12 protein-coding genes are annotated in these 10,897 nt (G+C 71.8%); 1 reads left to right on the top strand and 11 read right to left on the bottom strand.

Annotated elements, in window-relative coordinates:
• From VHK87_RS17445 to VHK87_RS17400, 10 genes are all read right to left on the bottom strand, one after another.
• The coding region (locus tag VHK87_RS17445; protein ID WP_329636163.1) for a S1C family serine protease at positions 1 to 842 on the bottom strand (842 nt) is incomplete at its 3' end.
• 149 nt (positions 843 to 991) lie between these two features.
• On the bottom strand, positions 992 to 1,429 hold the full coding sequence (locus tag VHK87_RS17440) for a cytochrome c-type biogenesis protein (protein ID WP_329636162.1): 438 nt from the start codon (positions 1,427 to 1,429) through the stop codon (positions 992 to 994).
• A complete protein-coding gene (locus tag VHK87_RS17435; RefSeq protein ID WP_329636161.1) occupies positions 1,426 to 3,399 on the bottom strand; it encodes a heme lyase CcmF/NrfE family subunit in 1,974 nt (657 codons plus the stop codon). The genes VHK87_RS17440 and VHK87_RS17435 overlap by 4 nt, the downstream gene beginning before the upstream one ends.
• A complete protein-coding gene (gene ccmE / locus VHK87_RS17430; protein WP_329636160.1) occupies positions 3,396 to 3,884 on the bottom strand; it encodes a cytochrome c maturation protein CcmE in 489 nt (162 codons plus the stop codon). Before ccmE ends, VHK87_RS17435 begins: the two co-directional genes overlap by 4 nt.
• Complete coding sequence (gene ccmI / locus VHK87_RS17425; protein WP_329636159.1) at positions 3,881 to 4,945, bottom strand: c-type cytochrome biogenesis protein CcmI; 1,065 nt, start codon at positions 4,943 to 4,945, stop codon at positions 3,881 to 3,883. The genes ccmE and ccmI overlap by 4 nt, the downstream gene beginning before the upstream one ends.
• Before the next feature lie 63 nt (positions 4,946 to 5,008).
• A complete protein-coding gene (locus tag VHK87_RS17420) occupies positions 5,009 to 6,349 on the bottom strand; it encodes a hypothetical protein (protein WP_329636158.1) in 1,341 nt (446 codons plus the stop codon).
• An 80-nt stretch (positions 6,350 to 6,429) separates the two neighbouring features.
• Positions 6,430 to 7,818, bottom strand: a complete 1,389-nt coding sequence (locus tag VHK87_RS17415) for a sensor histidine kinase (protein WP_329636157.1) — start codon at positions 7,816 to 7,818, stop codon at positions 6,430 to 6,432.
• Entirely contained in the window at positions 7,815 to 8,507 is a 693-nt protein-coding gene (locus tag VHK87_RS17410) for a response regulator transcription factor (RefSeq protein WP_329636156.1), read from the bottom strand. The genes VHK87_RS17415 and VHK87_RS17410 overlap by 4 nt, the downstream gene beginning before the upstream one ends.
• Positions 8,508 to 8,544: 37 nt before the next feature.
• Complete coding sequence (locus tag VHK87_RS17405) at positions 8,545 to 8,880, bottom strand: hypothetical protein (RefSeq protein WP_329636155.1); 336 nt, start codon at positions 8,878 to 8,880, stop codon at positions 8,545 to 8,547.
• An 80-nt stretch (positions 8,881 to 8,960) separates the two neighbouring features.
• Positions 8,961 to 9,893: a J domain-containing protein gene (locus tag VHK87_RS17400; RefSeq protein ID WP_329636154.1), complete on the bottom strand. Its 933-nt coding sequence runs from the start codon at positions 9,891 to 9,893 to the stop codon at positions 8,961 to 8,963.
• 154 nt (positions 9,894 to 10,047) lie between these two features.
• On the opposite strand from VHK87_RS17400, the gene VHK87_RS17395 reads away from it, so the two are divergent.
• Positions 10,048 to 10,506, top strand: a complete 459-nt coding sequence (locus tag VHK87_RS17395; protein WP_329636153.1) for a DUF805 domain-containing protein — start codon at positions 10,048 to 10,050, stop codon at positions 10,504 to 10,506.
• On the opposite strand, the gene VHK87_RS17390 is transcribed toward VHK87_RS17395, so the two are convergent.
• Positions 10,503 to 10,897 (bottom strand): YcgN family cysteine cluster protein (locus tag VHK87_RS17390; RefSeq protein WP_329636152.1); only part of this gene is annotated, 395 nt, incomplete at its 5' end. The two genes, VHK87_RS17395 and VHK87_RS17390, sit on opposite strands and share 4 nt — an antisense overlap.

Genomic DNA, 10,897 nt, shown 5'->3' with positions numbered 1-10,897 from the left:
ATGGCGAAGCCGATGCCCACCGAGCCACCCGTCGGCGAGAAGATCGCCGTGTTGACGCCGATCACCCGGCCGTAGATGTCGAAGGTCGGCCCGCCCGAGTTGCCCCGGTTGATGGGCGCGTCGATCTGGATGTAGTCGACGAACACCTCGTTCAGGTCGCGGCCGTAGGCCGAGATGATGCCGGCGGTGGCGGTGCCGCCCAGGCCGAAGGGGTTGCCGACGGTGATCACCCAGTCGCCGACCCGCGGCCTGGCCGCGTTCTCGAAGTTCACATAGGGGAAGGCGTTCCCCTCGACCTTCAGCACCGCGAGGTCGGTGCCCTCGTCGCGGCCGACGACGGTGGCCTTCAGCTCGCGCTCGTCCTTGAGGACGACGGTGATCTCCTCGGCGTTCTCGACCACGTGGTTGTTGGTGACGATGTAGCCGTCGGGGCGGATGAAGAAGCCCGAGCCGGAGGACTGCTGGCGCGGCAGCCGGGGCTGGCCCTGCGGGGTCGTACCGCCGCCCTCCTCATCGTCCTCCTGGCCCTCGCCGCGGGGGACGATGTCGAAGGGGAAGTTCTCGAAGCCGGGGATGCGGCGCAGCGCGCGCGCATCGGCCCGGGAGGTCACGTTGATCGAGACCACCGCGGGCGAGACCTTCTCGAAGATGTCGGCGAACGACATCGGCGCGCCGGGCGGCGGGGCGAAGACGTTGCCGGCCGCGGAGGTGCGCACCAGGGGCGGATTGTCGTTGGCGGCGCCCTCCGGAAGCTGCGCCCCGGCGCCCGCCACCATGGCGGCCGCCGCGATGCCGACGCCGAACGCCGCGCCCAGGAGATAACCGGTCTTCTTCGAGGTCATAGGCCTTCCAACTTCCCTTCGGGGCAGCCGAATTTACACGCCGCTCCCGTCAAATACCTAGGATCGATGCATCAGGACGCAACTCCCCTTCAAGTTACGTTTAGGTCACTCTCCGCGCCGCATCGCGCCCATTCTGCGGCGCAATGGTGTCACTCGCCCGATAGCGCCTTCAGGCGCTTGGCCTCGGCTGCTGTAAGCTCCGCTTCCGGCGACCGGTTCCGGAGGCGTGCAAGAAGCAGGCCCACCCCGCCCAGCAGCACCAAAAGGGGCGCCAGCCAGAGCGCCAGATTGCCGAACGAGAAGGCCGGCCGCAGCAGCACGAACTCGCCGTAGCGGTCAGTCAGGAACCGCTTGATGGCGGCGTCCTCCTCGCCGGCCGCCACCCGCTCGCGAACGATGCGGCGCAGGTCGGCGGCCAGAGGCGCGTCGGAGTCGTCGATGGACTCGTTCTGGCAGACCAGGCAGCGGACCTCCTTGAACAGTTCGCGCGCCCGGGCCTCCTGGGCCGGGTCCGGCAGCCGCTCGGCCGGGTCCGAGGCGGCGGCCATGCAGAACACCGCCGCTAGGATGGCCAGCAGCTTCCTCAAGCGCCCGCCTCCGCCTTGCGCGCGACGCCGAGTCTAAGCCGCCGGTCGGAAAGCGAGATGGCGCCGCCGAGCGCCATCACCGCCGGCCCGAGGAAGATCAGCAGCGCGAGCGGGTTCCAGTAGGCGCGCACCAGCCAGGTCGACGCGCCGGCCGCCTCGCGCCGCTCGCCCAGCACCACGTACAGGTGGCTCAGGCCCTCGTGGCAGATGGCCACCTCGGAGGTGGTCTGCCCGCCCGGCAGATAGAGGCGCCGTTCGGGCGCGGGCCGGCAGACCAGGCGATCGCCCTTGGTCGCGACGAGGCGGCCGCGTTCGGCGTCGTAGTTGGGGCCCTCCACAGCCTCGACGTCCTCGAGGGTGAGGTGATAGCCGCCGACGCTGACCTGACCGCCCAGGGGGACGGCCTGGGCGCTCTCGGCTTTCCAGCCGGTCTCGAAGCAGGCGCCGAGCACGAAGATCCCCAGGCCGATATGGGCCAGGGTCATGCCCCAGGCGCCCCGCGGCAGCCGCACCAGCCGCCGGGCGGTCTCCGCCGCCGGGACGCGGAAGGCGCGGCCGCGCTCGACGAGCTCGGCCACCGCGCCGGCGATCAGCCAGGCGCCAAGGGCCATGCCGGCGGCGCCGAACGCCTTCTTGGGGCTGACGACGGCGAAGACGGCCACGCCCACGAGCAGCGCCAGGCCGGCGGCGGCCCACAGCCGCTGGGCCGCGCCCAGGGCGTCGCCGCGCTTCCAGGCCAGCAGCGGCCCGGCCGGGAGCAGCAGCAGCAGCACCGCCATCAGCGGCGTGAAGGTCAGATTGAAATAGGGCGGACCGACTGAGATCGCCTCCCCTGTCATCGCCTCGCGGATCAGCGGATAGAGGGTGCCGAGCAGCACGGTGGCCGTGGCCGCCGCCAGCAGGATGTTGTTGAGCACCAGGGCGCTTTCGCGGCTGACCGGCGCGAACAGGCCGCCGGGGGTCAGGCTGGGCGCGCGCCAGGCGAAGAGGGCGAAGCCTGCGCCGGCGGTCACCCCCAGGATGATCAACAGGAGGACGCCGCGCTCCGGATCGACCGCGAACGCATGCACCGAGGTCAGCACGCCCGAGCGCACCAGGAAGGCGCCGAGCATCGAGAAGCTGAAGGCCGCCAGCGCCAGGAACACCGTCCAGCCGGGCAGCGCGCCGCGCTTTTCGGTAACGATGGCCGAGTGCAGGAGGGCCGTCGCCACCAGCCAGGGCATGAAGCTGGCGTTCTCCACCGGGTCCCAGAACCACCAGCCGCCCCAGCCGAGCTCGTAGTAGGCCCAGAAGGCGCCCAGGGTGATCCCGAGGGTCAGCAGGCTCCAAGCGGCCAGCGTCCAGGGCCGCACCCAGCGGGCCCAGGCCGCGTCCACCCGTCCCTCGATCAGCGCCGCGACGGCGAAGGAGAAGACGATCGAGAGGCCTACGTAGCCGGCGTAAAGCAGCGGCGGGTGGAACGCGAGGGCCGGATCCTGCAGCAGCGGGTTGAGCGAGCGGCCTTCCACCGGGGGCGTGGCCAGCCGCGCGAACGGGTTCGAGGCGAAGGCGGTGTAGGCGAGGAACACGGTTCCGAGCACCCCCTGCGTCGCGAGCGCTGTGGCCTTCAGGCCCGCCGGCAGGCCGCGGCCCAGGCCCGCCACAGCCGCGCCGAAGCCGGTGAGCGCCAGGCACCAGAGCAGGATTGAGCCCTCGTGGCTGCCCCACGCGCCGGCGACGCGGTAGAGCAGCGGCTTGGCCGTGTGCGAGTTCTCCGCCACGTTGGCGACCGAGAAGTCGGAGACGACGAAGGCCCACACCAGGGTTGCGAACGCCACGGCGATGGCGAGGAAGGCGCCCAGCGCCATCCCCTCCCCCGCCCCGGCCAGCCCAGGCGAGCGGCGGACCCGCGCGAAGGCGAGCACGCCCGCCTGGGCGATGGACAGCGCAAGGCCGAGAGCCAGGGCGAAGGCGCCGAGCTCGACGATCATTTGGCCCCGGATTTCTGATAGTCGGCGATCGCGCCCTCGCCGCGCCACTCGCCCTGTTCCTTCAGCGCCTTCTCGACTTCGCGGGGCATGTAGCGCTCGTCGTGCTTGGCGAGCACCTCCTTGGCCTGGAAGACGCCGGCGCCGTCGAACGCCCCGGTGGCGACGATGCCCTGGCCCTCGCGGAACAGGTCCGGCAGGTCGCCGTGGAAGCTGACCTTGGCGCTCGCCTGCTGGTCGGCGACGACGAACTCCACCCGCCCGTCCGGATACTTGGCCACGCTGCCGGCCTGCACCAGGCCGCCCAGCTGGATGGACTGGCCAGGTCGGGGGTCGGCCGCCTCGGCCTGCGACGGCGTGTAGAAGTAGGAGATGGAGTCGCTGAGGCCCCAGAGCGTCAGGCCGACGGCCAGCGCCAGCACCGGGGCTATGGCGGCGAACACGGTGAGGCGCCGGCGCGCCGTGCGGGATTTCGGCAGCCAGCTCATGGCATCGGATCCGCCGCGGCGGCCTCGTCGAGGGCCTCGAGGATGTCGGCCCGGCCGCGGTAACGGGCCTTCGCCGACGCCAGTGCGCGATCGCGGGAGACGGCGTCGCCGAGCACGGCGTAGGAGCGGACCAGCCGCACCCAGCCGTCAGGGTCGTCCGGCGATTGCTCGAGGCGGGCGGCGAGGCTGTCCACCATGCCGCGGATCATCGCCTGCTGATCGTCGGCGGCCGGCGCGCCTTCGGCCTCGGCGATGACCCGGGCGAGGGCCTCGCGGCGCGGGTCTTCGGCGGGAAGCTCAGCCTGCACGGCGCGCCATTGGGCCAGGCCCAGCGCACGGTCGCCGCTGTCCACCTGCTGCTTGGCGAGGAAGACGCGGGCGGTCACGGATTTCGGGTCGCGGCGCAGCGCCTCCTTGAAGGCGCTCTGCGCCGCGGTGCTGATCTCGCCGCCAGCCTGCATCACCAGGGCCTCGCCAAGAGATTCCCAAAGGACCGCGCGGTTGGGCTCAAGCTCGATGGCCCGGCGCAGCGCCCGGGCGGCGCTGGCCGGATCGCCCGATGCCGCCTCGGCCATGGCCAGGTACTGCAGCGCCTGGGGATCGCCCGGCCGCTCGGCGACCATGCCGCGCAGGACGGCGGCCATCTCGGCGGGCTGCAGGCTCTCCGGACTGGCCGAGCGCCAGGCGGCGATGCGCGCGGCGATGGGCTGGTCCGGAAAGCCCGGCGCGCCGACCGCCAGATAGAGGGCGAGCGCCAACAGCGGGCCCGCTGCGGCTGCGGCGAGCAGCACCCCGCCGCGCGGCGGCGTGGCCGTCCAGGCCCGGGCGCCCTGATCGGCGGCGGCGAGCAGGCGACGGCCAGCCTCCGCGTAGGCGCTCTTGCGCTCCGGCTCGGCCAGCACGCCGCGGGCGGCCAGGTCGTCGATCTCGGCCAGCTGGCGCCGGTAAACAGCCAGCGTCGGGTCGTCCGGCGTGGCCACGGCCGCCGCTCTCGCCCGATGGAGGATGAGCACCGCCGCAGCCGCCGCCAAAAGGCCCGCTGCGAACCAAAACCCGATCATGCGGGCGCGTTTAGCGGAAAGCCGCCTCGCGTGCGAGGACGACGTAGCCGCATCTGACGCCGCTCAAACGGCGCTGGCTCGGCGGCGGACGACCTGGGCGGCCTTGGGATCGTGGATCAGCCCGGCGAACTCGGCGGCCACCTCCAGATAAGCCCGGGCGGCGGCCGCGTCCTCCACCTCGCCGTGGCGCAGGCGGTCGAGCAGGTCCTCGACGTAGGTGTCGACAGTCTCGGCGAGGGCCTCGAGCATCTTCGCCCGGCTGGAGGCGAAGCCGCCAGCGCCGGCGCACCCGCGGATATCGCTGGCGAACTGCAGCAGGGTCATTGCGCGGCCCACGGCCTCGGCGTCGGGCGCTTGGGACACCTTGGGCACCGCCTTCATGCGGCGGGCCACCTTCTCCTGCCGGGTCGGCAGGGCGGCGCCGATGGCGCGCTCCAGCTCGCGCAGGCGGGCTTCGACAGTGGAGGCCAGGGCGGCCCTCTGCTGGGCCACCCGCCGGCCCCAGCCGCCCTCGCGGTCCAGGCGCATGGCTGCGGAGATCTCGCCGATCTGCTCGGTGATGCGCTCCACCACCTTGGCGGCGGCGCGGCCGGCGTCGCGGCCGCCGTCCGCATCGATGGCGGCGACGGTGCGCATCTCGGCGTCCACCTGGTCCATCAGCCGAAGCGCGAACAGCGCCGACTCCGAGGCGGCGAAATAGTGCTCGTCCGGCTTGTCCATGACCGCCGAGATGATCCGCAGCACCTGCCAGGGATGGGCGAGTTGGGCGGCCAGCATCTCGAAGAACAGAGGGGCCGCGTCGGTGCGGGTGGTCACCGCGTCCTTGAAGGCGACGCGCGCCTGGGCGACGACCTCCTGGTCCGTCCGGTTCATCCACTCGGGCAGCCGTTGGCACGCGAGCCGTACAACGGGGGAAATGTCGAGGCAGGCGGCCAGCAGCCCCGCCCCGTTCTCACGGGCCTTGGCGGCGGCCTCGGCGGCGGCGGTGAAGTCGCGGCCCTGGCGCTCGCGCACGCCCTCGGCGGCCACGCGCGTCAGACGGTCGAAGGCCTCCCGCGAGTGTTCGCAGCCGGCGAGCTCGCGCAGGACGCCGCGCGCATCGGCGACCTCGGCCGGCGCGGCGCGCTTGAGGCCGCACCAGAGGAGGCCCAGCACGGACTTGGGGAATCGAATGCGGTCGGTGGACCGGCCGTCGCCGAGGCACATGGCGGCGATGGGGGCCAGGACGCTGTTGCGCACGCGGCGGTCGTCGGCCTCCAGGTCGACGAGCTGGCGCACGCTGGCCAGGGCGTCGTCGCCGCCGGCCTGGGCCAGCGCGGCCTGCAGGCGCGCGACGACCGGATCCGGCGCCTGCTCCACGAGGGCGCGGACGATCTGGATCTTCTCGTCGGACAGGGCGGCCATTGGTACTCCACGCGCGGGGCTCCCGCACGGCCCGCCCAATCTGCCCCCCGCCCAGTTAAGGCTTTCCAAACTCTAACTTTTCACGCCTCGGCGCGCGGCAGCACCAGCTCGACCTTCAGGCCGCCGAGCGCGGCGTCGGAGAGCGTCATCGCCCCGCCGTAGGCGCGGGCCAGCTCCTCCATGATCGACAGGCCGAGGCCGGACCCTGGCGCGCTCTCGTCCAGGCGGGCCCCGCGCCGCAGGACCTGCTCGCGCCTGTGGGGCGGGAGGCCCGCCCCATCGTCCTCCACAGTCAGCCGCAACCGCTCAGGCGCGACCGGCTCGGCCCGCACCCGCACCCGGGCGCGGCCCCACTTGCAGGCGTTCTCCATGGCGTTGCCGGCCAGTTCCAGCAGATCCTGCCGCTCGCCCAGGAAGAACAGGTCCTCCTCGGCGTCCCAGTCGATGTCGACGCCCTTCTCCTCGTAGATCCGCCCGAGGGTGCGGGCGAGCTCGTCGAGCACGCTGGCCACGGAGGTGCGCTCGCCGGAGCCCTGGGTGCGGGCGGCGGCCCGGGCGCGGCGCAGATGGTGGTCGACCTGCTGGCGCATGGCCTCGGCCTGGCGGGAGACGACCTCGGCCAGGGGGCCGGGGCGCTGGCCGGCCTCGGTCAGCATCACCGACAGCGGCGTCTTCAGGGCGTGGGCCAGGTTGCCGACGTGGGTGCGCTGGCGCTCCACGACCTCCTGGTTGTGGGCCATCAGGGCGTTCAGCTCGTCGGCCAGCGGCTTCAGCTCCACGGGGTAGGCGCCGGCCAGCCGCTCGGCCTTGCCGCGGCGCACCGCGGCGATCTCGCGGCGCAGGGTGAACAGGGGCCGGAGGCCGACCCGCACCTGCAGCACCACCGCCATCGTCATGGTCAGCGCCAGCAGCAGGAAAAAGCCGGCGGTGGCGACCGCGAAGCTGCGCACCTCCCGGTCGATCGGGCTGCGGTCCTCAGCGGTCATGAAGATGACCGGCAGCTCCCGCCCCGGCAAGGTGGCCTGCGAGGCCATGGCCCGCAGCGGCACGCCCAGCGGGTCGCGGGTGTCGTAGGAGACCGGCTCGCCGGGATTGGCCTGCAGGCGGGCGACCATGTTCGGCGGGGCGCGCAGCTCGGAGTCCCAGAGCGAGCGCGAGCGCACCAGGGTGCGCCAGCGCCCGTCCGGGGTCGGCTCGGCCAGCTGCCAGTACCGGCCCGAGTAGGCCCGCAGCGCTCGCTCGTCGGTAAGAGCCGGGGCCAGCACCTCGCCCTGCGGCCCGATGGTGGTGCCGGAGAGCAGGTTGTCGATCCGCTCGGAGAGCCCGGCGTCGAGGGTGCGCAGCGCCGCCTGCTGGAACAGCATGGCCAGCACCAAAGCCGAGACCAGCAGCCCCGCCAGGCTCCACCCGGCGGCCAGCAGGACCAGCCGGCGGGCCAGCGAAGGGCGGCGCAGGCCCTCCAGCCTCACGTGCGTGCGGCCTCGCTCCCCAGCTCGCTCTCGGGGGCGGTCAGGCGGTAGCCGAGGCCGCGGACCGTCTCGATCCGCTCAGGGCCGATCTTCTTGCGGACCCGCCCGATGAACACTTCGATGGTGTTGGAGTCGCGATCGAAGTCCTGGTCGTAGAGGTGTTCGACGAGCTCGGAGCGGCTGATCACCCGGCCCTGGTGCATGATCAGATAGTGCAGCAGCCGGTATTCCAGCGAGGTGAGCCGCAAGGGCTCGCCGTTCACCGAGGCGCGCGCCGCCCGGGGATCGAGCCGCAAGCCGCCGCAGGAAAGGCTGGGCGCCGCGTGGCCGGCCGAGCGGCGCAGCAGGGCGCGCAGGCGGGCCAGCAGCTCCTCCGTGTGGAAGGGCTTGGTGAGGTAGTCGTCGGCCCCGGCGTCGAAGCCGGCCACCTTCTCGCTCCAGGCGCCGCGGGCGGTGAGGATCAGAACCGGAGTCGAGATGTTCTCGCGCCGCCAGCGCTCCAGCACCGACACCCCGTCCACCTTGGGCAGGCCCAGGTCGAGGATGACCGCGTCGTAGGGCTCGGTTTCCCCGAGGAACTGCGCCTCCTCGCCGTCCGGGGCGTGGTCGACCGCATAGCCGGCGTCGGCCAGCGCCAGCTTCAGCTGGCGCGACAGGTCCGGATCGTCTTCGACAAGCAGGATTCGCATAGAGAGGGCCCGTCCTTATCGCCCGTCCAAAATCGCCTTAACCGCCCTGGCGCGCCAGCATGGCGCCGCTCTCGGCGTCGACGACGAAGATCACCACCCGGCCGTCGGGCATCTGCCACTGGACGAAGTAGGCGGTCCGGCCGCCGTGGTCGCCCTGGGTCGTGTTGAGGTGCCGCCCCGGCGTACGCTGTGCGATCGTCCCCAGAACGCGAGACAGCGGCGCTTGGCGCCCCTTTCGCACTGCGTCGCGGGCATGGTCCTGGTCCCGGCCCCCCGCGCCGAGGGCGGGGCGGTCGTCATCGCCCCACGGCTGGGCGTGGGCCGCGGGAGCCGCCGCCAGCAGGAGAGCGGTGATGGCGAGGAAGCGTTTCATAGGCCGAGGATGTAGCCCTTTGGGACTGAACCCAGTCTGAATGCCGAGTTTAGAGAAAGGCTACGCCTACCCGCCACCGGTTACGAGCGCCGCTTGGGCGCATAGGGCCGCTCCTTGCGCCAGGCGGCGGCGAACTTCTCCAGCTGGCTGTCCGGCCGCTCGGGCATGGTGACCACCAGCCGGGCGATCAGGTCCCCGCGCCGGCCGCGCATGTCCGGCATCCCTCGGCCCTTCAGCCGCAGCAGCTGGCCGGAGTTCGCAGCCTTGGGGATGGTCAGGGTCACCGGCCCGTCCGGCGTCGGGGCCTGCACCTTGCCGCCCAGCACCGCGTCGTAGACGGTGATCGGCAGGTCCATCAGCAGGTTGTCCCCCTCGCGGCGGTAAATCGGGTGAGGCCGCACGATCAGCTCGATGAAGGCGTCGCCCGGGCCGCCCTTGCCCGGCGCCCCCTGGTCCTTCAGCCGCAGGGTCTGGCCGTCGTTCGCCCCTTTGGGGATGACCACCTCGACGTTCCGCCCGTCGGAGAAGGCGATGCGCTTCTTGGCGCCCTGAATGGCTTCCTCCAGGTCGATCTCCAATCGGGCGCGCACGTCCGCGCCGCGCTGCGGGCCGAAGCCGCCGAACCCGCCGAAGCCGCCGCCGGGACCGGCCCCGCCGCGGGCGCCCCCGCCGCGGCCGAACACCTCGCCGAGGATGTCCGAGAGGTCGACGTTCTCGAATTCGGTGCGGAACCCGCCGGGGCCCTGCCCGCCCCCGCCGAAGCCGCCCCCGAAGCCGCGCATGGTCTCGCGCCCGTCGGCGTCGATCTCCCCGGCGTCGAACTTGCGCCGCTTCTCCTCGTCGCCGAGGACGTCGAAGGCCGCGCTCACCTTCTTGAACTTCTCTTCCGAGGCCTTGTCGCCGGGGTTGGCGTCGGGGTGGTGCTTCTTGGCCAAAGTTCGGAAAGCCTTGCGGATCTCCTCGGCGCTCGCGCCGCGGGAGACGCCCAGCTCCTGATAGGGATCACGCGCCAACGAAGTCCTCATTCCGAAAGTCCACTCTCGGCTCGCGCCGAGAGATTGGATTTACCGCAGCGTCGCGCAAGGGCGACTGTTGCAAATCCGCCACGGCCGCGTTGTTCTTGCCCTGTTCTCATTTTCCTGGGCATGATGCCGACGGGAGGGCGCCATGAACCTGAGACAACTGCTGCTTTCGCCGGGAGGGAGGATCGGGCGAAAGAGCTTCTGGATCGGCCTGATCGCCATTTTCGTCATAAGCTTCGTGACGTCATTGGTGCTGACGATCGGCGTCAGCATCATTCGGGGCCAGGGAACAGGATCGGCGGCCATCGTCACTCCCCTCGTTCAACTGGCGCTGATCTATCCGTCGATCTGCATCACGACGAAGCGCTTGCACGACCTTGGCCGCAGCGGGTGGTGGCAGGCGCCCGTGTACGCCCTCTGGATCGGAGGCGTCGCGTTCGTGACCATAGGCGTATCCGGCCTCGGCGGTCTGCTGATGATGGTCGCCGTGCTGGGAGGTCTGGCGATGTCGGTGTTCACTGGCTTTGTGGCCGGCGCCGCCCAGCCGAACCGCTTCGGCGCCCCTGAGGGCGCGGGAGACAAGACCGCCGACCTATTCGCCTAGTCCTCGCCCCGTTCCGCCACTAGGTCCCAGGCCGCGAAATCCAGCGCGTCTTCTGCGTCATCGAGACTGTCCTCGCTGATGGTCTGGCCGCGGATCGAGACGCCGGCTTCGTGCACGCTCTCAGGATCGCCGCTGATCAGCGGGTGCCAGTCGGGCAGGCTGCGGCCCTCGTGGATGCGGCGGTAGGCGCAGCTCTTGGGCATCCACTCCAGCGCGTCGATGTTGTGCGGCGTCAGCTTGATGCAGTCGGGAACGTGCTTCTTGCGATTGCCGTAGTCCTTGCAGGCGCAGCGGTCCGGATCGAACAGCCGGCAGTGCACCCGGGTGGGGATGATCTCGCCCGTGTCCTCGTCCTCGAACCGCACCAGGCAGCACAGCCCGCAGCCGTCGC

Origin of the sequence: Phenylobacterium sp., from assembly GCF_036263695.1 — a bacterium.
GTDB lineage: Bacteria > Pseudomonadota > Alphaproteobacteria > Caulobacterales > Caulobacteraceae > Phenylobacterium.
The sequence above is the reverse complement of the archived record's forward strand: the minus strand, read 5'-3'. Positions and strand labels throughout refer to the sequence as shown.

What these genes read in the sequence shown, in the direction of transcription:
- VHK87_RS17410 (WP_329636156.1), bottom strand. Translation starts at nt 8,507, where the DNA reads ATGCGAATCCTGCTTGTCGAAGACGATCCGGACCTGTCGCGCCAGCTG.
- ccmE (WP_329636160.1), bottom strand. Translation starts at nt 3,884, where the DNA reads ATGAGCTGGCTGCCGAAATCCCGCACGGCGCGCCGGCGCCTCACCGTG.
- VHK87_RS17395 (WP_329636153.1), top strand. Translation starts at nt 10,048, where the DNA reads ATGAACCTGAGACAACTGCTGCTTTCGCCGGGAGGGAGGATCGGGCGA.
- VHK87_RS17435 (WP_329636161.1), bottom strand. Translation starts at nt 3,399, where the DNA reads ATGATCGTCGAGCTCGGCGCCTTCGCCCTGGCTCTCGGCCTTGCGCTG.
- VHK87_RS17405 (WP_329636155.1), bottom strand. Translation starts at nt 8,880, where the DNA reads ATGAAACGCTTCCTCGCCATCACCGCTCTCCTGCTGGCGGCGGCTCCC.
- VHK87_RS17420 (WP_329636158.1), bottom strand. Translation starts at nt 6,349, where the DNA reads ATGGCCGCCCTGTCCGACGAGAAGATCCAGATCGTCCGCGCCCTCGTG.
- ccmI (WP_329636159.1), bottom strand. Translation starts at nt 4,945, where the DNA reads ATGATCGGGTTTTGGTTCGCAGCGGGCCTTTTGGCGGCGGCTGCGGCG.